At 63.3% G+C, this 23,287-nt stretch carries 22 protein-coding genes; 13 read left to right on the forward strand and 9 right to left on the reverse strand.

What is annotated here, in order from left to right:
• The first annotated feature begins 160 nt into the window (after positions 1-160).
• The 8 genes from ISS97_RS18350 (at position 161) to pilH (ending at position 10,319) form a co-directional block, all read left to right on the forward strand.
• A complete protein-coding gene (locus ISS97_RS18350) occupies positions 161-1,354 on the forward strand; it encodes a JmjC domain-containing protein (protein ID WP_379983149.1) in 1,194 nt (397 codons plus the stop codon).
• Positions 1,351-2,295 (forward strand): GNAT family N-acetyltransferase, encoded by a 945-nt coding sequence (locus ISS97_RS18355; RefSeq protein ID WP_379983148.1) that lies wholly within the window; start codon positions 1,351-1,353, stop codon positions 2,293-2,295. The genes ISS97_RS18350 and ISS97_RS18355 overlap by 4 nt, the downstream gene beginning before the upstream one ends.
• Positions 2,296-2,579: 284 nt before the next feature.
• Positions 2,580-5,417, forward strand: a complete 2,838-nt coding sequence (locus ISS97_RS18360) for a 2-oxoglutarate dehydrogenase E1 component (protein ID WP_379983147.1) — start codon at positions 2,580-2,582, stop codon at positions 5,415-5,417.
• Between the two features lie 7 nt (positions 5,418-5,424).
• The gene (gene odhB, locus ISS97_RS18365) at positions 5,425-6,630 is read left to right on the forward strand and encodes a 2-oxoglutarate dehydrogenase complex dihydrolipoyllysine-residue succinyltransferase (protein ID WP_379983145.1); all 1,206 of its coding nucleotides are present in this window, start codon (positions 5,425-5,427) and stop codon (positions 6,628-6,630) included.
• A gap of 100 nt (positions 6,631-6,730) precedes the next feature.
• Positions 6,731-8,155: a dihydrolipoyl dehydrogenase gene (gene lpdA / locus ISS97_RS18370; protein ID WP_379983144.1), complete on the forward strand. Its 1,425-nt coding sequence runs from the start codon at positions 6,731-6,733 to the stop codon at positions 8,153-8,155.
• A gap of 75 nt (positions 8,156-8,230) precedes the next feature.
• Complete coding sequence (locus ISS97_RS18375; RefSeq protein ID WP_379983143.1) at positions 8,231-8,827, forward strand: LOG family protein; 597 nt, start codon at positions 8,231-8,233, stop codon at positions 8,825-8,827.
• Positions 8,828-8,859: 32 nt separating this feature from the next.
• Positions 8,860-9,888: a YhdH/YhfP family quinone oxidoreductase gene (locus ISS97_RS18380; protein WP_379983142.1), complete on the forward strand. Its 1,029-nt coding sequence runs from the start codon at positions 8,860-8,862 to the stop codon at positions 9,886-9,888.
• A 65-nt stretch (positions 9,889-9,953) separates the two neighbouring features.
• Positions 9,954-10,319 (forward strand): twitching motility response regulator PilH, encoded by a 366-nt coding sequence (gene pilH / locus ISS97_RS18385; protein ID WP_090451529.1) that lies wholly within the window; start codon positions 9,954-9,956, stop codon positions 10,317-10,319.
• A gap of 70 nt (positions 10,320-10,389) precedes the next feature.
• On the opposite strand, the gene ISS97_RS18390 is transcribed toward pilH, so the two are convergent.
• Positions 10,390-11,298: a DnaJ C-terminal domain-containing protein gene (locus ISS97_RS18390; protein WP_379983141.1), complete on the reverse strand. Its 909-nt coding sequence runs from the start codon at positions 11,296-11,298 to the stop codon at positions 10,390-10,392.
• Positions 11,299-11,399: 101 nt separating this feature from the next.
• Positions 11,400-11,843 carry an Hsp20/alpha crystallin family protein gene (locus ISS97_RS18395; RefSeq protein ID WP_379983140.1) on the reverse strand — a complete coding sequence of 148 codons (444 nt, stop codon included), beginning with the start codon at positions 11,841-11,843 and terminating at the stop codon, positions 11,400-11,402.
• Positions 11,844-11,984: 141 nt separating this feature from the next.
• On the opposite strand from ISS97_RS18395, the gene ISS97_RS18400 reads away from it, so the two are divergent.
• Entirely contained in the window at positions 11,985-12,470 is a 486-nt protein-coding gene (locus ISS97_RS18400; protein WP_379983139.1) for a peroxiredoxin, read from the forward strand.
• 4 nt (positions 12,471-12,474) lie between these two features.
• On the forward strand, positions 12,475-12,942 hold the full coding sequence (locus ISS97_RS18405) for a GNAT family N-acetyltransferase (protein ID WP_379983138.1): 468 nt from the start codon (positions 12,475-12,477) through the stop codon (positions 12,940-12,942).
• Here the strand turns inward: ISS97_RS18405 and ISS97_RS18410 are convergent.
• Complete coding sequence (locus ISS97_RS18410; RefSeq protein ID WP_379983137.1) at positions 12,923-13,813, reverse strand: NmrA family NAD(P)-binding protein; 891 nt, start codon at positions 13,811-13,813, stop codon at positions 12,923-12,925. The genes ISS97_RS18405 and ISS97_RS18410 overlap by 20 nt on opposite strands.
• A gap of 162 nt (positions 13,814-13,975) precedes the next feature.
• Here ISS97_RS18410 and ISS97_RS18415 point away from each other — a divergent pair, with 162 nt between their 5' ends.
• From ISS97_RS18415 to ISS97_RS18425, 3 genes are all read left to right on the forward strand, one after another.
• Positions 13,976-14,932, forward strand: coding sequence for an AraC family transcriptional regulator (locus ISS97_RS18415; protein WP_379983136.1), 957 nt, complete (start codon positions 13,976-13,978; stop codon positions 14,930-14,932).
• An 80-nt stretch (positions 14,933-15,012) separates the two neighbouring features.
• Positions 15,013-16,188 carry a M23 family metallopeptidase gene (locus tag ISS97_RS18420; RefSeq protein ID WP_379983135.1) on the forward strand — a complete coding sequence of 392 codons (1,176 nt, stop codon included), beginning with the start codon at positions 15,013-15,015 and terminating at the stop codon, positions 16,186-16,188.
• 88 nt (positions 16,189-16,276) lie between these two features.
• A complete protein-coding gene (locus tag ISS97_RS18425; RefSeq protein ID WP_379983134.1) occupies positions 16,277-16,570 on the forward strand; it encodes a hypothetical protein in 294 nt (97 codons plus the stop codon).
• Positions 16,571-16,630: 60 nt separating this feature from the next.
• Here the strand turns inward: ISS97_RS18425 and gyrA are convergent, their stop codons facing one another.
• The 6 genes from gyrA to ISS97_RS18455 form a co-directional block, all read right to left on the reverse strand.
• Positions 16,631-19,237 carry a DNA gyrase subunit A gene (gyrA, locus tag ISS97_RS18430; RefSeq protein ID WP_379983133.1) on the reverse strand — a complete coding sequence of 869 codons (2,607 nt, stop codon included), beginning with the start codon at positions 19,235-19,237 and terminating at the stop codon, positions 16,631-16,633.
• A gap of 138 nt (positions 19,238-19,375) precedes the next feature.
• Complete coding sequence (locus tag ISS97_RS18435) at positions 19,376-19,786, reverse strand: GtrA family protein (RefSeq protein ID WP_379983132.1); 411 nt, start codon at positions 19,784-19,786, stop codon at positions 19,376-19,378.
• Positions 19,783-20,796, reverse strand: a complete 1,014-nt coding sequence (gene mtnA / locus ISS97_RS18440; protein WP_379983735.1) for an S-methyl-5-thioribose-1-phosphate isomerase — start codon at positions 20,794-20,796, stop codon at positions 19,783-19,785. Before mtnA ends, ISS97_RS18435 begins: the two co-directional genes overlap by 4 nt.
• A 97-nt stretch (positions 20,797-20,893) precedes the next feature.
• Entirely contained in the window at positions 20,894-21,085 is a 192-nt protein-coding gene (locus tag ISS97_RS18445) for a PspC domain-containing protein (protein WP_379983131.1), read from the reverse strand.
• A gap of 20 nt (positions 21,086-21,105) precedes the next feature.
• A complete protein-coding gene (locus ISS97_RS18450; protein WP_379983130.1) occupies positions 21,106-22,173 on the reverse strand; it encodes a class III poly(R)-hydroxyalkanoic acid synthase subunit PhaC in 1,068 nt (355 codons plus the stop codon).
• Between the two features lie 9 nt (positions 22,174-22,182).
• Entirely contained in the window at positions 22,183-23,223 is a 1,041-nt protein-coding gene (locus tag ISS97_RS18455; protein WP_379983129.1) for a poly(R)-hydroxyalkanoic acid synthase subunit PhaE, read from the reverse strand.
• Positions 23,224-23,287: the final 64 nt, after the last annotated feature.

Raw genomic sequence — 23,287 nt, forward strand, 5'->3', positions numbered from 1 at the left:
AAAGATACGTTTATCGCTCCATGCTTATGAAAGGATGTATCGACATATGCACATGTCCGATCCATTATTTCCGGGTTAAGCCCCTACCCTTCGCCGGGCTTGCGGCACCGCCCCGGACTACCTGGCACGGCCGGACGGCGGCTGCGCTTACAATGCCCGGATGACCAAGTCCCGCCCCCTCCCCATCGAAGTCCGCGGCTCCGCCCGGCAGCCCCTGGGCATGACCCCGGCGCAGTTCCTCAGCGACTACTGGCAGAAACGCCCGCTGCTGATCCGCAACGCCTTCCCGGGCTTCATACCCCCGATCGAACCGAACGACCTGGCCGGCCTCGCCTGCGAGGAAGCGGCACTGTCGCGCCTGATCATTCATGACGAGAAGCGCGACCGCTGGAGCGTGAAGACCGGCCCACTGAGCGAGGACGACTTCTCCCGCACCCCCGACAGCAACTGGACCCTGCTGGTGCAGGACGTCGACAAATGGGATGCGGACGTGGCCGCCCTGCTGGAGTCGTTCCGCTTCCTGCCGAGCTGGCGGCTGGACGACATCATGATTTCCTACGCCGAGCCGGGTGGTGGCGTCGGCGCCCATGTGGACCAGTACGACGTGTTTCTGCTGCAGGGCCTGGGCCAGCGGCATTGGGCGATCAGTGACGACCCGGCCGCGCCGAAGGATTTCCGCGACGACGTGGAGCTGAAGCAGCTCAAGCACTTCGAGCCCACCCACGAATGGCTGCTGGAACCAGGCGACATGCTCTATCTGCCGCCCGGCGTACCTCATGACGGCACGGCCTTCGGCGGCCCCTGCATGACCTTCTCGGTCGGCATGCGCGCACCCTCGCGCGCCGAGCTGACCGGCGACCTGGCTGATTACCTCGCCGAGCGCCTACCGGACGAACTGCGCTACACCGATGCCGACCTCAAACCTGCCAAATCCGTCGGTGAGATCGATCGCGCCGCCCTGGCCCGCCTCAAACAGGCTTTGTCGTTCGCCGCCGCCATGGACGACGCCTTGCTGACCGACTGGTTCGGCCGCTTTATTACCCGTTACCGCAACGCGCAGGTACCCGCCCACCCGGACAAGCCGATGACCGAGGCCGCTCTGCGCAAGCAACTGGACGGCGGCGCCCAGCTGCTGCGCCACCCTTGGGCGCGGCTCGCCTGGGCCAAGACCAAGGCTGGCGCCACTCTGTTCGTCAGCGGCCACGCCTATCCCGCGCCGGCCGCGTTGGCCGAGCAGCTGTGCGAACAGCGCGTCATCAGCTTCGCCAAATCCCCTGCGGCCACTGAACTGGCCTTGCTGCTGACCTTGGTCAACGATGGCCACTGGCTGCCGCAGAAGGCACGCCGCCGATGAAGTTGCAGGACTTCCATTTGGAACGCGCCGACTGGACCCGCGAGCGGGACCGGGAGGCTTTGCGCGAGATCCGGCTGGAAGTTTTCGTGCAGGAGCAGAACGTCCCCGAAGCGCTGGAATGGGACGAACTGGACGAACCTTCGTCCCATGTCTTGGCCCGCGATGCCGCCGGCCAGCCCATTGGCTGCGGCCGGTTGACCCCGTTGCACAAGATCGGACGGATGGCCGTGCGGCAACCCTGGCGTGGCACCGGCGTGGGTGTCGCGCTGTTGCGCGAACTGATCAGTCGCGCCCGCGCGCTGGGCTGGGCCGAGGTTTCGCTGGATGCCCAGGTAAGCGCCATCGGCTTCTATGAGCGCGAAGGCTTTGTGGCGCACGGCGAGGTCTTCGACGATGCGGGCATCCCGCATCGGCATATGACCCTGGCGCTGACCACCGCCGACCGCCCCGCCCAAGCCGCCGCGGAAAGCCTTCCCGCCGGCAGCCGCAGCGAACAGGCCGACACCCGTCTTGCCTTGCTGCGGCAAGCCAGGTACCGGCTGATGATCTACCAGCCGATCCTGCCCACCGACATCTATAACTCCTCCGCCGAGCTGGACGAGTTGAGGCGTATCGCCACCTCTGGCCGCGGCTCGGAAATCCGCGTGCTGCTGCACGATCCCGCCGCCGCGCTGCGCGACAGCCATCGACTGGTGGCGTTGGCGCAGCGGCTGCCCAGCGTGATGCTGGTCCGCACCCCGATGGAAGAACTCGATCTGGCTTACAGCTCGGCCTACCTGCTTACGGATAGCGGCGGCTATCTGTTCCAACCGGATGCCGGACGGCCTCAGGGGCGCGCGTCCGCCAATGACCGCAGCGGGCAGGCGCCGCTGCAACAGCATTTCAATGAAGTATGGGAGCGCGCGGTCCGCGCGACAGCCCTGCAGCCGCTTGATATCTAAGAGGCCGCTGAACGCCGGATCGGTCCGCCCTCACCGGCGGGCCGGCGCCAAATCCTCCGGCAAACCCTGCGAATGAAGCCTCTACGACGATGGTCGGTACCCCGACACTCGAAATATTGCGCATCAACCCCACTTCAATCGCGTTTCCTGGGTTGCCGCGTCGCAGCACCCCGGGGCTATAATTAACAGGATTTTTCCCCGCCATCCGACTGGGTCGACACTGCGCTTAAGGTGCCGCACTTAGGGGGATGGCTGCAGGCCTACCTTCCCTCACCGGTGGTGACGTGAGCACAAATCTGATTCGCGAGTTCTTTGATTCGTCCCAACTCGCCGGCGGCAATGCCGATTACGTCGAGCAATTGTATGAATCCTGGTTGGCCGACACTTCGTCGGTTCCCGCCGAATGGAGCAAATACTTCGAGACCTTCAAAGGCCGCGAGTCGGGGGACGTTCCCCACTCTGCGGCCATTGCACGTATTGAGGCCGCCCAAAAGCAGCGCGGCCCCGTTGCCGGCGCTCCGGTGGACGATGCCCACGCGCGCAAACAGGCCGCGGTGCTGCGCATCCTTACCGCCTACCGCTCGCGCGGCCACCTGGCCGCCAACCTCGACCCGCTGGGCCTGAGCGAGAAGCTGCCGGCGCCGGATCTCGGCCTGGCCTTCCATGGCCTGAGCGACGCTGACCTGGATACCGAGTTCGACTGCGGCAACTACGCCGGCGGTGGTGTGCGCCTGAAGTTGCGCGACCTGCTGGACCGGCTGAAGAAGGTGTACACCAAGACCCTCGGCGTCGAGTTCATGCACATCAGCAATCATGAGCAGCGCAACTGGCTGTACTCGCGCCTCGAAAAAGCCAACGGCAGCGCCGGGCTGGACAAGGCCGGCAAGCAGCGCGTGCTGGGCGAGCTGACTGCGGCCGAAGGCCTGGAGCGCTACCTGCACACCAAGTACGTCGGCCAGAAGCGCTTCTCGCTGGAAGGCGGCGACAGCCTGATCCCGATGGTCGATGACGTGGTTCGCTTCGCTGGCGACAACGGCATCAAGGAAGTGGTGATCGGCATGGCCCACCGTGGCCGCCTCAACGTGCTGGTCAACATCCTGGGCAAGCCGCCGAAGACGCTGTTCAACGAATTCGAAGGCAAGTTCGAGCACCCGGACGACCCGGCGCACTCGGGCGACGTCAAGTACCACATGGGCTTCTCCGCCGACGTCAAGACGCCGAACGGCGGCACCCACGTGGCGCTGGCCTTCAACCCGTCGCACCTGGAAATCGTCAACCCGGTGGTGGCCGGCTCGGTGCATGCGCGCCAGACCCGCCGCCGCGACACCGAGCGCCAGCAGTCGATGGCTGTGCTGGTGCACGGCGATGCCGCGCTGGCCGGCCAGGGCGTGAACATGGAGTTGTTCAACATGTCGCAGGCGCGCGGTTTCAAGACCGGCGGCAGCCTGCACATCGTGGTGAACAACCAGGTGGGCTTTACCACCTCCAACCCGCAGGACGCCCGCTCCACGCTGTACTGCACCGACCTGGCCAAGATGGTCAACGCGCCGGTGTTCCATGTGAACGGCGACGATCCGGAAGCGGTGATCCAGGCCACGCGCCTGGCGTATGAGTTCCGCAAGCAGTTCCGCAAGGACGTGGTGATCGACCTGGTGTGCTACCGCCGCCACGGCCATAACGAGGCCGACGAACCGGCCGCCACGCAGCCGGTGATGTACCAGATCATCCGCGCCCGCCCGACCACCCGCGACCTGTACGCGCAGCAGCTGGTGAAGGAAGGCGTGATCGCCGACGGCGACGGCCAGAAGATGGTCGACGACTATCGCCAGCGCCTGGAAGCCGGCAACCCGATGACCGAACTGACCAGCGCGCTGGTCAAGGACATCGAGGTGGACTGGAACCAGTTCATCGGCGGCAAGCTGTCCACCCAGACCGACACCGGCGTGCCGAAGGCGCGGCTGGTCGAGCTGGCCAACCAGCTGCTCGATGTGCCCAAGGACATCACGCTGCAGTCGCGCGTAGCCAAGATCTATGACGACCGCCGCAAGATGGCCGCCGGTGAGCAGGCCGGCGACTGGGGCTTTGCCGAGAACCTGGCCTACGCCACGCTCATCGACCAGGACTACAACCTGCGTCTGGTCGGCCAGGACTGCGGCCGCGGTACGTTCTTCCATCGTCATGCCGTGCTGCATGACCAGAAGGACGGCCACACCTTCATGCCGCTCACCAACGTGCGTCCGACCGCCGACGTCGAAGTGATCGACTCGCTGCTCAGCGAAGAAGCGGTGATGGCATTCGAGTACGGCCACGCCACTACCGATCCTTACACCCTGCACATCTGGGAAGGCCAGTTCGGCGACTTCGCCAACGGCGCGCAGGTGGTGATCGACCAGTTCATCAGCTCGGGCGAAGCCAAGTGGAACCGCCTGTGCGGTCTCGCGCTGTTCCTGCCGCACGGTTACGAAGGCCAGGGTCCGGAGCATTCCTCCGCGCGCCTCGAGCGCTTCCTGCAGCTGTGTGCGCTGGACAATATGCAGGTCTGCGTGCCGACCACGCCGGCCCAGGCGTTCCACATGATCCGCCGCCAGATGGTGCGCCCGACGCGCAAGCCGCTGATCGTGATGACGCCGAAGTCGCTGCTGCGCCACAAGCTGGCCGTCTCCACGCTGGACGAGCTCGCCGCCGGCAGCTTCCAGCTGGTGATCCCGGAGCATCGCGATCTGGCGGCCAAGAAGGTCAAGCGCGTGGTGCTGTGCGCCGGCAAGGTCTACTACGACTTGCTGGAGGACGCGGAAAAGCGCGGCGTGACCGATGTCGCCATCGTGCGCGTCGAGCAGCTCTATCCGTTCCCGCGCCCGGAAGTCACGGCCGAACTGGAGAAGTTCCCTTCCGCCAAGGAAGTGATCTGGTGCCAGGAAGAGCCGATGAACCAGGGCGCCTGGTTCCAGATCCGTCATCACCTGCAGGCTTGCGTGAACAGCAAGCAGAGCCTCTCCTACGCGGGACGCGCTCGTTCGCCGGCGCCAGCCGCAGGCCACCTCAATACCCACGTCGCCGAACAAGCGGCGCTCGTCGAGCAGGCGCTGGTCGCGCCGATCGGCACCGACCACTCCGCGGAGTAAGACAAGCATGTCCATCGAAGTCAAAGTCCCCGTCCTGCCCGAGTCTGTCTCCGACGCCACCATCGCGACCTGGCACAAGAAAGCCGGCGACGCCGTGAAGCGCGACGAGAACCTGGTCGATCTCGAAACCGACAAAGTGGTGCTGGAAGTGCCGGCCCCGGTTGACGGCGTCATCAAGGAACTGAAGTTCCAGACCGGCGACACCGTGACCAGCCAGCAGGTGATCGCGGTGATCGAGGAAGGCGCTGTTGCCGCCGCGCCGGCTCCGGCCGCTGCCGCTCCGGCCGCCGCTCCCGCTGCTGCCGCCCCGGCTCCCGCCGCTGCCGCCAAGGGCACCGAAGATCTTTCCCCGGCCGGCCTGCGCGTGGCGACCGAGCAGAACATCGACCCGTCCAAGGTCGCCGGCACCGGCCGCGATGGCCGCGTGACCAAGGAAGACCTGGTCAACTACGGCAAGGGTGGCGCTGCCGCTCCGGCCGCTGCTGCGCCGGCCGTCAAGCCGACGCCGGGTTCGCGTCCGGAAGAGCGCGTGCCGATGACCCGCATCCGCGCCCGCATCGCCGAGCGCCTGATGCAGTCGAAGAACTCCATCGCCATGCTCACCTCGTTCAACGAAGTGAATCTGGCCGAAGTGGTGAAGATGCGTAAGTCGCTCGGCGAGCAGTTCGAGAAGACGAACGGCGTGAAGCTCGGCTTCATGAGCTTCTTCGTCAAGGCCGCCGCGGAAGCGCTGAAGCGCCACCCGGTCGTCAACGCTTCGGTCGACGGCAACGACATCGTCTATCACGGCTACCAGGACATCTCGATCGCCGTGTCCACCGACAAGGGCCTGGTGACGCCGGTGCTGCGCGACGTGCAGGACAAGGGCTTCGCCGATATCGAGAAGGGCATCCTCGACTACGCCAAGAAGGCGCGCGACGGCAAGCTGGGCCTGGATGATCTCCAGGGCGGCACCTTCACCATCACCAACGGCGGCACCTTCGGTTCGCTGCTGTCGACGCCGATCGTGAACCCGCCGCAGAGCGCGATCCTCGGCATGCACGCCATCAAGGAGCGCGCCATTGTCGAGAACGGCCAGGTCATCGCCGCCCCGATGATGTATCTCGCCCTGAGCTACGACCATCGCATCATCGATGGCAAGGACGCGGTGCTGTTCCTGGTCGATATCAAGAACCAGCTTGAGAACCCGCAGCGCATGCTGTTGGGCATCTGATTAGCGCGGGAACGGGGAATGAGGAACGGGGAACGGTGAAAAGCACCTTCTCTGTTCCCCGTTCCCCGCTCCCTGTTCCCGCCTTCAAGAGATAAGAACCATGAGCGACAAATTCGACGTCATCGTCATCGGCGCCGGCCCTGCCGGTTATGTGGCCGCGATCCGCGCCGCACAGCTGGGCCTGAAGACCGCCTGCGTGGACGCCTTCACCGGCAAGGACGGCAAGCAGGCCCTCGGCGGCACCTGCCTCAACGTGGGCTGCATTCCGTCCAAGGCGCTGCTGGATTCCTCCAAGCAGTTCCACAACCTGACACACAACTTCGCGGTGCACGGCATCAGTGCCGACAACCCGAAGATCGATGTGGCCACCTTCATCGGCCGCAAGGACAAGATCGTCAAGCAGTTCACCGGCGGCATCGGCCAGCTGTTCAAGGCGAACAAGGTCACGCCGTACTACGGCACCGGCAAGCTGCTCAAGGGCAACAACGTCGAGATCACTGCCGCTGACGGCAGCAAGCAAACCATCAGCGCCACCAACGTCATCCTCGCTTCCGGCTCGGTGCCGATCGAGCTGCCGTTCGCCAAGTTCGACGGCAAGATGATTGTCGACAACGCCGGCGCGCTGGACTTCACCGAAGTGCCGAAACGCCTGGGCGTGATCGGCGCTGGCGTGATCGGCCTGGAGCTGGGCAGCGTGTGGAAGCGCCTGGGTTCGGACGTGACCATCCTCGAAGCACTGCCGGATTTCCTCTCGGTGGCCGACGCCGACGTCGCCAAGATCGCCGCCAAGGAATTCGCCAAGCAGGGCCTGGCCATCAAGCTGGGCGCCAAGCTGACCAAGGCCGAGGTCAAAAAGAACGAAGTCGCGCTGACCTACGAAGACAAGGACGGCGTGCATGAGCTCGTTGTCGACAAGCTGCTGGTCGCCGTGGGCCGTCGCGCCTACACCACCGGCCTGCTGGCCGACGACACCGGTGTGAAGCTGGACGAGCGCGGCCGCATCGTGGTCGACGCGCACAACCACACCGGCGTCGATGGCGTGTGGGCCATCGGTGACGCCGTGCGCGGCCCGATGCTCGCGCACAAGGGCTCCGAGGAAGGCGTGGCTGTGGCTGAGTGGATCGCCGGCAAGGCGGGCCATATCAATCTCGACACCGTGCCGTGGGTGATCTACACCGAGCCGGAAATTGCCTGGGCCGGCAAGACCGAAAAGGAACTGAAGGAAGCCGGCATTCCGTACAAGGTCGGCACCTTCCCGTTCGCCGCCATCGGTCGCGCTGTCGCCATGAACGAGGCCATCGGCCAGGTGAAGATCATTGCCCACGCTGAAACCGATCGTCTGCTCGGTGCGCACATGGTTGGCCCGGGTGTGTCGGAGCTGATCGCCGAAGCCGTGGTGACGATGGAGTTCAAGGGCTCCGCGGAAGACCTGGCGCGCATCGTCCACGCGCACCCGACGCTGTCGGAAGCCGTGCACGAAGCCGCCCTGTCGGTTGACAAGCGCGCCATCCACAAGGGCAACTGATCGTCGTATCAGGCCATTGACGGCCCGCTCGTGGCGACATGGGCGGGCCGTTTTGTTTCAGCAGCGAGTGAAGCCATGCCTACTCCCACCGCCCTTTGTGTCTACTGCGGCTCTAGCCCCGGCGGCCATCCCGAATATGCCGAACAGGCGCGCGCTTTCGGCACCGAAATGGCCAGGCGCGGCATCACGCTGATTTACGGCGGTGGCAAGGTCGGCTTGATGGGCACCGTGGCCGATGCGGTACTCGCGGGCGGCGGCAAGGTCGTCGGCGTGATTCCGCGCCAGCTGGTTGAGCGCGAAGTGGCGCATCCGAATCTCACCGAGATGCATGTGGTCGAGACCATGCATCAGCGCAAGACGCGCATGTACGAACTCTCCGACGCCTTCGTCGCCCTGCCCGGCGGTTTCGGCACCATGGACGAGATGTTCGAGATGCTGACCTGGGCGCAATTGGGGCTGCACAAATATCCCTGCGCGTTTCTCGACGTGCGCGGCTACTACCGGCAGTTGCGCGGCATGATGGATCACATGGTGGACGAGCGCTTCGTGCGTCCCGAGCAGCGCGATGGCGTATGGTTCGGCGACAGCATGGAAAAGCTGTTCCACTGGATGGAGCACTACCAGGGCGAATACACGCCGAAGTGGATCGACCGCAGCAGTGTCGAAGCCTGAGCGACTTTCTTCCGCCGCCACCGGGAACAGCCATGACCGATGCCGTTAACTCCACCCCGGTGGACTTCCGCGCCTTCCGCATCCATAACGACGACGCCGGCTACCGTGGCGGCATTGAAACGATGAACACGCAGGCGCTGAGCGCAGGCGAAGTTCTCGTGAAGGTGGCCTACTCGTCGGTCAACTACAAGGACGCGCTGGCCGGCACCGGCAAGGGCAAGATCCTTCGCCACTACCCGCTCAATGGCGGTATCGATGCCGCCGGCGTGGTGGCCGCTTCGACCGACCCGGCGTTCAAGGAAGGAGACAAGGTGCTATGCACCGGCAGTGGCCTGTCCGAAACGCGCGACGGCGGCTACGGCGAATACATCCGCCTGCCCGCGCAATGGACCATACCGCTGCCGAAGGGGCTGAGCCTGCGCGAGAGCATGATCATCGGCACCGCCGGCTTTACCGCCGCGCTGGCGCTGCTGCGCATGCAGGATAACCGGCAGACGCCCTCGCTCGGTCCGATCGCCGTCAGCGGCGCCAGCGGCGGCGTGGGCATGCTGGCCATCGATATCTTTAGTCGCGCTGGCTATGAGGTGCATGCGATCAGCGGCAAGGCCGCGCACTTCGATTTCTTGCGCGACCTGGGCGCAGCGCAATGCATCGACCGCCACCAGCTCGCCTTCAGCGGCAAGCCGATGGATTCAGCGCGTTTCGGCGGTGCCTTGGACAACGTCGGCGGACCGATGCTGGCCGGCCTGCTGCCCCTGATCGAGCCCTATGGCAATGTCGCCATCTGCGGTAATGCCGGCGGCATCGCTTTCGAAAGCACAGTGATGCCTTTCATCATCCGTGGCGCCAGCCTGCTGGGCATTGCCTCGGCCGGTACCGCCCGCGACATCCGCGACCGCGTATGGGAGCACCTGGGCGGGGACTGGAAACCCCAGCACCTTGAGCGCATCGCTACCCGCGAAGTCAGCCTGGATCAGCTGCCCGACGTTTTCGGACGCATGCTGGCCGGTGACTCGTTCGGCCGCACGTTAGTGCGGCTGAACACCTCCCACCAAATCTGAACCGACTTGGAAGCGCCGCTTTCGCGGCATAGAATCCATCGAAACAACAAGGGGACCCCCACCTTATGGCACGCATCCTGATCGTCGACGATTCGCCGTCGCAGTTGCTTGGCATCAAGCGCATCGTCGAAAAGCTCGGGCATGAGACCCTGACAGCTGAAGACGGTGCCGCCGGTGTCGAAGTCGCCAAACGAGAGCTGCCCGACCTGATCCTGATGGACGTGGTTATGCCGAACCTCAACGGTTTCCAGGCCACCCGCACCATCAGCAAGGATCCGGCGACCGCTCATATCCCGGTGATCCTGGTGACCACCAAAGACCAAGAGACCGACAAGGTCTGGGGTCTGCGCCAGGGCGCCAAGGCTTATGTGACCAAGCCGATCAAGGAAGAGGAACTGGTCGAGACGCTCAAGGGCCTGTTGCCGGCCTGAGCGGCGTACAGCATCGCGATAATGAAAACGGCGCCTGATGGCGCCGTTTTCATTTCATGCCGCCACTGATTCAGTGCCGCGGGTTGTAACCAGAAAACGCTTTCTGCAATGCCTCGTAGGCTTCGCGCTGCGCTTCGCCTTCCGCCTGGGGTGTACGGATGGAGAGCTCCACCAACTGATCGCCAGGATGCTTGCCGGGCATGCCGCGTCCCTTCAGGCGCAGCTTGCGCCCCGACTGCGAACCCGCCGGAATGCGCAGATCCACTGTGCCCGCCAGGGTCGGCACCGGCACTGAGGCACCCAGCGCAGCTTCCCACGGCGTGATCGGCAGGACGTGCACCACATTGTGGCCATCCAGCCGGAACCGGGCATCGTCGCGGATGCCGACTTCCAGCAACAGATCACCGCTGGGTCCACCATTGCGGCCGGGATGACCCTGACCGGACAGGCGGATCACCTGCCCCGGCTGGATACCCGCCGGAATCTTTACTTCCAGCACCCGCTCATTGCCGCTGCCGTCATGCAGGGCCAGGCGCGTGCGGCCGCCGTCGAAGGCGGTCTGCAGATCGATCTGCACCTGCGCCTGCACATCGCCGCCGCGCTGGGCGCGCGGCGCACCGCGTGGGCCACCGGCGGCGCGTCCGCCAAACAGGCTTTCGAAGAAATCGCTGAAGTCGCCATTGCCGGCGTCGCCAAAATCGAAACCCTGCCCTTGTCCCTGCCCCCAGCCCGGCGGCGGCCGGAACTGTTCGCCGCCGCGGTAGCCGCCGGCGCGCACCTGATCGTAGGCGCGTCGCTTCTCGGCATCGCGCAGGACTTCGTTGGCCTCGTTGATGGCTTTGAATTTCTCTTCGGCGCCCGCGTCCTTGTTCTTGTCCGGATGGTATTTGCGGGCGAGCTTGCGATAAGCCGCCTTGATCTCGGCTTCGCTGGCCTCGGGCTTCACGCCCAGGGTGTCGTAATAATCTTTGAATTCCACAGCCTCTCCCCGGCCTTAGACTCAATCAACGCAGACGGCCCGCTGCGGATCATCGTCCGCAGCGGGCCTCCTAGCAATACAACGCGCTGAGAAAAGCGCGCTCAGTGCGTGGTGTTGATGGCGATGCGACGCGGCGCAGTCTCGGCGCGCTTGGGGATCACCACTTCCAGCACACCGTGTTTGCCGTTGGCGATGATGCCTTCGGCATCCGCGCTATCCGGCAGCGCAAAGCGGCGGAAGAACGCACCGTAGCTGCGCTCCTGGCGGGTAAAGCGTGGACCCTGCTCTTCGCTCTCCTGCTTGCGCTCGCCTTTGATGGTCAACACGCCCTTGTCCATGCTCACCTCGATATCCGCCGGGTCAATGCCGGGGATGTCCGCGAGAATGACAAAGCGTTTGTCGTCTTCCTTGATATCCACGCGCGGCGCCCAGTGGCTGGCCGTATTGGCCGTACCGACCTCGTCGGCGTTCAGCAGGCGATCGAAGACCTGGCGGATATCGCCCAGATGGTTATTGCTCCAGGAAAGATTGCGACTCAGGTTCATGGGATAGCTCTCGTCTCAATAGGGTGCGGTGCCATCACCGCCTGACTGCTAGATAGGTGCGGCCGGTGGCGATTCAAGACGACAGACAGGCCACGCAAGCGCTAGCATCTGTGCGCTTACCCTCCCTTAAGAGTCCCCGCCATGACGATCCAGATCGGCCAACCCATCCCCGACGTCGAGATCAAGACCATCGTCGATGGTGGCATCCATCCACGCCACACCGCCGAGCTGTTCACGGGGCGCAAGGCGGTTTTGTTCGCCGTGCCCGGCGCATTCACTCCCACCTGCTCCAACAAACACCTTCCCGGCTATGTGCAGCACTTTCAGGATTTCCGCGAGCGCGGCATCGAGGTGATGTGCCTGGCCGTGAATGACGCCTACGTCATGCAGGCCTGGGCGCAAAGCCAGCAAGTGCCCTCGGGCATGCTGATGCTGGCCGATGGCAACGGCAGTTTTACCCGCGCGCTTGGATTGGAGCTCGACGGTACCGCCTACGGCATGGGCCTGCGTGCGCGGCGTTTTGCGTTGTATGTAGTAGATGGCGTGGTTGAGCAATTGCACGTGGAAGCACCCGGCGAGTTCCGTGTCTCCAGCGCCGAAGCCATGCTCGCTGCTGTTGGAGACTGACCCTATGCACGATGCCGTCGAGATACGCGAAGGCGGGCTGGATCATCCTGCGGTTATCCGGCTGCTGCAGGAGCATCTGCAGAGCATGCATCTGCACTCCCCGCCGGAAAGCATTCACGCACTCGATCTCGATGCCTTGCGTGGGCCGGACATCAGCCTCTGGACGGCGTGGCAAGACCAGGAGCTGCTGGGTTGCGGTGCGCTCAAGCAGCTCGACACCGCGCACGGTGAACTCAAATCGATGCGCACAGCATCCAGCTATTTGCGCAAAGGTGTCGCCAGTCTCTTGTTGCGGCATTTGCTGGAGGAAGCCAGGCAGCGCTCCTATCACCGCCTGAGCCTGGAAACCGGCTCCATGGAGGCATTCGCTCCGGCCCGCCGCCTCTACGCCAGTTTCGGTTTCGAGGCTTGCGAACCGTTTGCGGATTACATCGACGATCCCAACAGCGTATTCATGACGCGAGCGTTGTAGTTGCGACCAGTGCGTCGGCAAATGTTTCGAAGCCCGTCGGCGTGCTATTGGCAGCGTTACGGCCTTCCAGTGAATGGATGCGGCCTTCATTGATGGCCTGCGCCAGTTCCACGTACAGATGCGCGAGGTTTTCGGAGAAGCCAGCCTGACACAGTAAGCCGGTCATCGCTTCGTATGGCACCTGCTCATAGGCAAGGTCGGGCATGCCAATGCGTTCGCCGATCAGGCGTGTTGCTTCCGCGTAGCTGAGATCGCGTGGCCCGAGCAGTTCGCGCACCACAACGCCATGCCAGTCCCGCGCCACCAAGGCTTTGGCAGCGGCGTCGGCGATATCGCGGGTGGCAATCATCGGAATCGCCACATCGGGAGCCATGGCGTCGCCATACATGCCAAGCTGCTTGATCGTTTCCAGCGACGCATTGAAGTTCTCGAACAAGGCACCACTGCGCAGGATCAAGGCGTTGATGTTTCCCATGTCGCGCAACCGCGCCTCATGCGTATGCAGGCTCGCGATGGGACCGTTGCCCGCTGGCAGATCGGCGCCGACGCTGCTGTGGAAAACGACATGGCTGACGGCACTTCTGCGCAACGCCTGCACGACGGCTTCACCCTGCGCGTTCTGCATGGCGTGATAGTCGGGTGTCTGCACGTCATAGGCGAGCAAGGTGTAAACCGCAGCGGCGCCGCTGAACGCTTCCGCCAGAAAGCCTGCATCGTCCGGCTCGCCGGCAAGTACCTCGGCACCCGCCTGGGCCAGTGCCTGCAATCGCTGTTTTGAGCGCCCAAGGGCGCGGACGGACTGGCCCGCCTGCAGCAGTCGTTCGACCAGTCGGGTACCGGTATGTCCGGTGGCTCCCATTACCGTAATCATGTGATTCTCCTCGCATAGGGATGACGGCAAAGGCGGCTGCCTTTGCACGGTTACCAGTCTGTGCGGCGGGTGTGGAGACCACCATGATGGCGAGTCGCCGTTTTTTGTCCGTTCGTCCACAATCCAGTTCCTCACGGTCCCGCGCGGGAGGACATGCCTGCCATGAATAGCCCGGACGTCTGGACGCCCATCGACCCGCTGGGTGAAGCGCTGCACTTTCTCCGCATGAGCGGCACCTTCTATTGCCGCTCCGAGTTCACCGCGCCATGGGGGCTCGACCTGCCGCCGATGCCGCAATGCCTGATGTTCCACGTCATCACCACCGGCCAGTGCTGGCTGGAAGTCGAAGGCGAAGCGCCTCAGCCGTTGCAACCCGGCGACCTTGCCCTGGTATCCCGCGGCGAAGGGCATCGACTGGTCAGCACACCCGGCGCGACCGCTGCACCGCTGTTTGATTTGCCGCGCGAAATGATCAGCGAACGCTATGAAGTGCTGCGCCAAGGCGGCGGAGGTGCCAATACCAACCTGATCTGCGGCGCCGTGCGTTTCGACCACCCGGCGGCGCATCAACTGATCCAGCTATTACCTAAGGTCATCCGCATCCAGCCCCGTCCTTCACCACATACGGACTGGATCAGGGACACCCTGCGTTTCATGGCGGCTGAGGCGGAGACGCTGCGCCCTGGCGGCGAAACCGTGATCACGCGGCTTGCCGATATTCTGGTGATCCAGGCGATCCGTGCCTGGATCGAGCGCGATTCCGCCGCGCAGAGCGGATGGCTCGGTGCCTTGCAGGACAGGCAGGTCGGTCGCGCCTTGCAGCTCATCCATCGCGATCCCGCACGCACCTGGACGCTGGCAACGCTCGCCGCCGAGGTCGCGATGTCGCGTTCGGCTTTCGCGGCGCGCTTCACCGAACTGGTCGGCGTACCGGCGATGCACTACATCGGGCGCTGGCGCATGCACATAGCACTGACCCGATTGAAAGAAAGCCACACCACTATCGCCGACCTTGCCAGCCAACTGGGCTACCAATCCGAAGCGGCCTTCAACCGCGCCTTCAAACGCTATATCGGCGTACCGCCTGGCACGGCGAGACGGCAGGCGGATGCCGCCTGACCTTCAGCACTGGTGGGTCGTGTGCCACCAACCCAGGGTACGCGGCAGAACATGCGGCTTCGCGCGTGGGAGATGGAACCATGCTTCATCTGCCGAAAGCTGTCCGGCATCTGGCTTGTGCAGTACTGATCTGTCTTTCAGCACCGGCCGTTGCGCAGCAACGCGAACCGGTACTGCAATCGTTTGACTTGCAAGTGCCGTGGCGTCCCCAGCCGATCAACATCGATGGCAAGCAGCAACTGATCTATGAGTTGCACCTGCGCAGTTTCGCGCGGGAAGTGCTAACCCTGAAGCGATTGCGGATTGTCGATCGCACTACCGGCGCCACGCTGGACGACTTGCAGGGAGCGGCCTTGCAGGCCGTGATCGGCCGACCGGACTTGGTGACCAAAGATCCACAGCAGCTTCCGCCCGGCAGCCAGGCCATGATCTATCTGTCGCTGCCGTTCACCTTGAAGGAGGCGGACACTCTCTCGCATATCGTGGATTTCGATACCGCCGACAGCGCACAACTTCGCCACGCAAGCATCGAAGGTGCCCGGATTGTCGTAAACCAGCCGACACGACCGTTGCTGCTGGGCCCTCCGTTTCGCGACGGTATGTGGACCGCGATCTACGATGCGTCATGGCCACGCGGGCATCGCCGCGTGCTCTACGCAGTCGATGGTGCGGTTCACATCCCTGGTCGCTTCGCGATCGACTGGATCAAGGTCGATCGCAAGGGCCGCTACGTCCACGGCGATGCTGACAAGGCGAAAGACTGGCTGGGCTATGGGGCGGACGTGCTCGCCGTGACGGATGGCGTCATCGCCTCCGCCCGGGACGACATGCAGGAGAACCCTTCGGTTCTCGCCAATGCCCGCAACAAGGTGCCGCTGGAACAGGCCAGCGGCAACTACGTCACTATCGATCTGGGCGACGGGCGCCATGTGTTCTACGAGCACCTCAAGCCCGGTAGCGTGCGCGTAAAACCGGGAGATCGCGTGCGCCGCGGCCAGGTCATCGGGCAGCTCGGTTACACGGGAGAATCGACCGGGCCGCATTTGCATCTGCATGTAGCTGATGCGAACTCGCCCTTGAATGCAGAGGGCGTCCCCTACGCGTTTGAACAATTCCACGTGCTCGGTGCGTATCCATCTATCGACAGCTTCGGCAAGAGCGAGCCGTGGCAGATCTCGCCAGACAAGGACAACAACCGGCAGCGAGCAACCTTGCCAGCACCGCTGGCTGTGGTGGAGTTTCCCGCGATGCCCTGATCAATGCTGGTAAGAAATATCTAATTGAATAGTCTTATTCAAGCGCGTACATCTGCCCCTAAACAAGCTCATTGCCAAGGGGTTATTTATGACATCGCACCACACTGCACCGACCTTCCTCGCATCACTGACGCTGCTGGTCTTGCTATCAGCCAACGCAGCCACCTCATCCGGCGTTATCCATTTCCGTGGTCTGATCTATGCGCCTGCTTCGGCCTCCCAAAGCTTTGCGCAGAGATCGCACGTCATCAGAGAAGCGCCGGCCCATATCGACACACAACCATTGCAAGCATCGCGCGCGCGGATGCCACTGGATTTGTTGGATTACTTCGCTGGCTATGCGAGTCCGGCGGCAACCGTAGTAACGGCGCGATACAACTAACCCGCTCCCAAAAAGAAACCCGGCCGAAGCCGGGTTTCTTTGGGTCGTGACAGAAAAGGATCAGGCTCCGTTACCGTCGGGCTCGGCCGAAACCGGATCCGCCGGCGGCAGCGTCTCCGACACCTCGCCTTCTTCACCGTTTTCTTCATCCGCATCCAGACGCACTACGCTGACCAGTGCCTCATCCGCCGGCAGGCGGATCAACGTTACGCCCTGCGTGTTGCGGCTCAGCTGCGAAACCTCCGCCACGCGGGTACGCACCAGGGTGCCCTGGTTGGAGATCAGCATCAGCTCGTGCGCCTCGGTGACCTGCACGGCCGAGACCAGCGGGCCATTGCGTTCCGAGCACTGAATGCCAATCACGCCCTGGGTGCCGCGGCCCTTCTTCGGGAACTCGTCGAGCACGGTGCGCTTGCCATAACCGCGTTCGGTAGCGGTGAGGATGTCACCTTCCGACGCAACGATCAGCGACACCACTTCGGCCTTATCGGCGAGCTTCATGCCACGCACGCCGGTAGCGGTACGGCCCATCGAGCGCACCTCACCTTCGTCGAAGCGCACGGTCTTGCCGTTGGAGGCGAACAGCAGCACGTCGCTGTTGCCATCCGTCAGCTCGACACCGATCAGCGCGTCGCCTTCGTCGAGATTGATCGCGATCTTGCCCTTCTGCAGCTGGAAGGCGAACTCCGTGAGCGGCGTCTTCTTCACCGTACCGTGCTTGGTGGCGAAGAAGACGTAACGGTCATCGGTGTACTCGCGTACCGGCAGCACCGCCTGCACCTTCTCGCCTTCGCCGAGCGGCAGCAAGTTGATCATCGGCTTGCCGCGCGCGTTCGGACCCGAGTCCGGCATCTGGTAGACCTTGAGCCAATAGACGCGACCGGTGCTGGTGAAGGTGAGCAGCGTGTCGTGGGTATTGACCACCCACAACTGCTCGACGAAATCCTCGTCCTTCAAGGCGGAAGCGGAACGACCCTTGCCGCCGCGGCGCTGCGCACGATACGTACTGGCCGGCTGGCGCTTCACATAACCGGTATGCGACAGCGTGACTACCACGTCTTCCGGCGCGATCAGGTCGAGGACATTGAGGTCTTCCTGCGAATGCTGAATCTCGGTGCGGCGTGCATCGCCGAACTCTTCCTTGATGACCTCGAGCTCGCCGCGGATGACCGACAGCAGGCGTTCCGGATCTTCAAGGATCTCAATCAAGCCACGAATGACTTCGAGGATCTGGCGATATTCGTCGGAAAGCTTTTCCTGCTCCAGGCCGGTCAGGCGATGCAGGCGCATCGCCAGGATTTCCTGGGCCTGGACGTCCGAAAGCTGATAGCCGTCGCCCTTCAGGCCATCACGCGGATCCATGTCTTCCGGACGCGACGCTTCAGCACCCGCGGCAGCAAGCAGACTGGAAACCATGCCCGGCTGCCATTTGCGCGCAAGCATGCGCTCACGCGCTTCCTGCGGCGATGCCGACGTGCGGATCAGCTCGATCATCTCGTCGATATTGGCCAGCGCGACGGTGAGACCTTCAAGGATATGCGCGCGAGCGCGAGCCTTGCGCAGTTCGAAGATGGTACGGCGCGTGACGACTTCACGCCGATGGCGAATGAATGCCTCAAGAATTTCCTTGAGGTTCAACAGCCGCGGCTGGCCATCCAGCAACGCGACCATATTGATACCGAAGGTGACCTGGAGCTGCGTCTGCTGGAACAGGTTGTTCAGCACCACGTCCGCCATCGAATCGCGGCGGATCTCGATAACGACGCGCATGCCGTCCTTGTCGGACTCGTCGCGCAGTTCGCTGATGCCTTCGAGTTTCTTTTCCTTCACCAGCTCGGCGATCTTCTCGATCAACCGCGCCTTGTTCACCTGATACGGCAGCTCATGGACGATGATCGTCTCGCGGCCGTTCGATTCGGTTTCGATCTCGGCCCGCGCGCGGACGAGGATACGACCACGACCGGTGCGATAGGCTTCGATGATGCCCGACGAACCATTGATGATGCCCGCCGTCGGGAAGTCCGGCCCCGGGATGAACTGCATCAAGTCTTCGATCGACAGCGATGGATCGTCGATCAGCGCGATCGTCGCCGCGACCACCTCAGTGAGGTTGTGCGGTGGCACGTTGGTCGCCATACCCACGGCGATACCGGCGGAACCATTGATCAACAGATTCGGAACACGCGTCGGCAGCACCAACGGCTCGTGCTCGCTTTCGTCGTAGTTCGGCCCGAAGTCGACAGTCTCCTTGTCGATATCGGCCAGCAGCTCCTGGGTGAGGCGCGCCATACGCACTTCGGTGTAACGCATGGCCGCAGCGTTGTCGCCGTCGACCGAACCGAAGTTACCCTGGCCGTCGACCAGCATGTAGCGCAGCGAGAATGGCTGGGCCATGCGGACAATGGCGTCATAAACCGACGCGTCGCCGTGCGGGTGGTATTTACCGATAACGTCACCGACCACGCGGGCCGATTTCTTGTACGGCTTGTTCCAGGCGTTGCTCAGTTCGTTCATCGCGAACAGCACGCGACGATGCACTGGCTTCAGACCATCGCGAACATCCGGGAGGGCGCGGCCTACGATCACGCTCATGGCGTAATCGAGGTAGCTCTGACGCATCTCGTCTTCGATATTGACGCGAATGACTTCTTTGGCGAGTTCTGCCATCAATCGGCTTCCCTGGTGAAGAAAAAAGGTCGCAACACACGCGCTTTAGTCGCGTGCGCAAACGACCCGCAGACAACGTTCCGAGTGTAACACGAACGACGTCAAAGCGACAGTATTTATTTCAATAAAATCAAAGGTTTAAACGGTGCTTTTGGAGCCTTTAAAAAGCACCCCGCGCGCTGTCGAAAAATTGACCAGCGCAGCCACCAGCGAGCCCACTGCCACAGCGATCGCTGGCCAGGGCCGCAACGGCGGAAAGGCCATCAGCATGAAAGCGTAGGCGGCGTAGTTGATCAGCGCACCGGCGGTCATCAGCCCCATCCAGTGCAACCACTCCACCAGCAGTGAGCGACCGCTCTGGCGATGCGCGAAGGTGTATTGCCGATTCCACCACCAGGTAGCCGTTGCGGCCAGAAGGAACGAAACAAGGCGCGCGAGATAGGGATTCCAGCCACCCAGGCCAACCAGTGCTTGCACAACACCGGCATCGACCACCAGGCCAATGACGCCGCCTACGAAGAACAGGCCAGCCTCGCGCTGCAGCTTCATGAACCGAACAGCGCCTGCATGGCCAGGGTCGTGGGACGTTCGATGACGCCGCGCTCGGTAACGATGGCATCGATCAGTTCCGCCGGCGTCACGTCGAACACCGGATTCCACGCTTCGGCACCCTCCACCACCGTGCGCTGGCCGGCGACAGCCAGCAGCTCAGTGGGATCGCGCAGCTCGATCTCGATGTCTTCGCCCGATGGCGTCGCCATGTCGACCGTGGACGACGGCGCCACCACCATGAACTTCACACCATGATGGCGAGCGGCAATCGCGAGCTGATAGGTACCAATCTTGTTGGCGGTATCGCCATTCGCAGCAATGCGGTCCGCCCCCACGATCACCCATTGCACTGCACCAGAGCGCATCAGATGGGAGGCGGCTGAATCGGCAATCAGCTTGGCCGGAATGCCATCACGCACCAGCTCCCACATGGTGAGGCGTGCGCCCTGCTGCCACGGGCGCGTCTCGCCCGCATAGACCTGCTCGATGCGGCCGGCGCTGACGCCGGCGCGAATCACGCCCAAGGCCGTACCAAAACCGGCAGTGGCGAGGGAGCCCGTGTTGCAGTGGGTCAGCACGCCCGAGTGCGGCGCGATCAGCCCGGCGCCCAGTTCGCCCATGTGGCGATTGGCCGCCAGATCTTCGTCCTGGATCGCCTGCGCTTCGCGTTCCAACGCCATCGCATCGGCACCGGTGGCGATACGCGCTTTCATGCGATCCAGCGCCCACATCAGGTTCACCGCGGTTGGCCGTGCAGCGCGCAATTGGGACAGCGCCTGCTCCAGCGAAGCGCCTTGCTTCGCTGCCAGCACTACACCCCATGCGGCCGCGATACCGATCGCCGGCGCGCCGCGCACGGCCAGGTCGCGGATGGCTTGGGTCACTTCTCCGGCATTACGGCAATCGATCCAGCGCTCCTCGCGCGGCAACAGGCGCTGGTCGAGCAGGCGCAGGTGATCGCCCTGCCATTGCACCGCGCGGATGCGGTCGTAACGGTCGTAGTCCATGGTCATGCGGGTTATTCACTCGTACAAAAAAGCAAAGGCCTGCGGATGGTGGGGCCGCAGGCAGCTGTGTGGGAAATCGCGCCGGGCAAAAACGCCTTCAGGTCGCTTCCGGCATCACCAGCCACAGGATCAGATAGAGCAGGATACCGGAGCCGCCAAGCAGGGTCAGGATGATCCAGCCCACGCGCACAATGGTGGGGTCCCAACCATAATATTCGGCGATGCCACCACACACTCCGGCCAACATTCGCTGGCTGCTGGAACGGCACAGTCGTTTCTCGTTGCTCATGCAGGCTCCGCTGACGAAGATCAATCGCGCGACCGCAACCACTGATGGATGGCCGGCGGCACTTCGCGCTGAGCGCGACCGGACACATAGATGCCGATATGCCCGCCCTTGAAGGCAAGCTGGGTGTAGTCGGTGGTGCCGACGTGCTTGCCTAACGCACGCGAGGCGTCTGGCGGCACTAGGTGATCCTGCTCGGCAAAGATGTTGAGCACTGGCTGAGTCACCATACCCAGATCCACCGGCTTGCCGCCGATGATGAGCGTGCCCTTCACCAGCTTGTTGCCTTGGTAGAAGTCCTTGATGAACTCACGGAACGCTTCGCCCGCCTGGTCCGGCGAATCGAAAATCCAACGCTCCATGCGCAGGAAATTCTCCAGCTCCTTCCGGTTATCGAAGATGTCGACCAGGCTCACGTACTTCTGCTGGTTGAGCCGCACCGGCTTGAGTGTGAGGTAAACCCAATTCATCAGCTCGGCCGGAATATTGCCCAGCGTATCGACGAACAGATCCACGTCCAGATCCTGCACCCAATGCGAGAGCATGTTGTCCGGCGTCTGGAAATCCACCGGCGTCACCATGGTGATCAGGTTCTTCACTTTCTCCGGGTGCATCGCCGTATAGCACAACGAGAACGCGCCGCCCTGGCAGATACCGAGCAGGTTGATGGCTTCCAGACCATGACGCCGCCGTACGACGTCGACGCAGCGGTCGAGATAGCCGTTGAGATAATCGTCCAGCGTCAGCCAGCGATCGGCGCCATCCGGGTAACCCCAGTCGATCAGATATACGTCTTCGCCCTGCTCCAGCAGATTGCGCACCAGTGAGCGATCGGCCTGGAGGTCAGTCATCCACACGGTATTGACCAGTGCGTAGACGATCAGCAGCGGCGTCTTGGAGGTCGGCTTACCCGTACCTTTGAAATGCCAGACGGTAAGTTTGTCTTCGCGATAGATAGCTTCGCGCGGCGTATTGGCGTAGTCCGGCTCATGCAGGCCGCGCAGACTCTCCACACCAGCAGCAAGCTTACGCTGGAAAGCGGTGATTTCGCCGAGGACCTTGGCCGGATCGATGCGTAGAGGCGTGAACATGCAGAATCCTTACTTGCGCTTGCGCGTAGCGCCGCGTGCTGCGGGTCCGGTGGTGGCACGGCGGCTCGGGGCTGACTTGCGGACACGGGTCGTATCCACATCCAGCGGCGCGGAGGCTGTCTTCTTTACCGCGGCGGTCGCGGCGGCGGGGCGGTCAGCCAGCTTGCGCTTGAGCGCCGCCACTTCGGCCCGCAAGGCAGTGACTTCATCATTCGCAGCAACGGGCGATGCGGCATTGGCACGCATCTCGCGCCGCAATTCCTGCAGGCGCTTGCCCAAGGAAGAAACCTCGCTGCGAGTGGGCATGCCCAGTTCGCGGCAAAGCGCTTCAAGCTGCTGTTGCTGCAGTTGGCGCACCTGCATCTGCGCGTTGACCATCGCACCATAGGCTTCGCGGAATTCGTCGGAGAGTGCGATCTCCGCGTACGCTTCTTCAGCGGCATCCACCCACAGGTCATAAAGCGCCTTGAGCGATTCGACCTGCCGGCCCGGCTCCATGTGTTGCGCGAGTTTTGCCTGCAACTGCTCGAACCCTTGCGCATTGGCACGCAGGATCAGCGACTGATAGTGCGCGGAGGTTTCCGCGTAGGCGCGCATCGCCTCGGCAAGCGCCTGCTGCTGCATTTGCCGCTCTCGCGTATAGCCAAACGCAGGCATGTCACCCAGGCCCGGCAGGTCGCCAAAACCGTGCGGCTGCATCGCTTGCAACCAGGCCTGCCATTGTTGGGCGAACCCTTGCGCTGCCGCGTTATCGATGCCAGCGAAGGCTTGCGCGAACGGCTGGCTACCGCCTGTGAACAGGTTGCGCAGCGATTGCTGCCAATCCTCCTGCACCTGCCCGACGATGCCGCTGGTGGCGGCAGTCTGCAGCCATTCGGCGTAGCCCTTCAAACCGCCCAGGGCGCGTGTCAGCAAATCGTCGGCCGATGAAGGGGCGACAGGTCTGAATGGATTCGGCGCCCCTCCCTGCAGCGATTGCATCCAGCCATCCCAGGACTGCTGCGCCCATGCCTGGTATTGCTTCATGAAATCGGGGGCTTGGTCGCTCATGCCTGCATCCTCGTCGCTACTCGGACATCCTAGCAAAAGGATGCATGGATGAGTCCCGCACACG

The sequence above is a fragment of the Dyella koreensis genome (genome assembly GCF_044904565.1).
GTDB classification, from domain to species: domain Bacteria; phylum Pseudomonadota; class Gammaproteobacteria; order Xanthomonadales; family Rhodanobacteraceae; genus Dyella_D; species Dyella_D koreensis.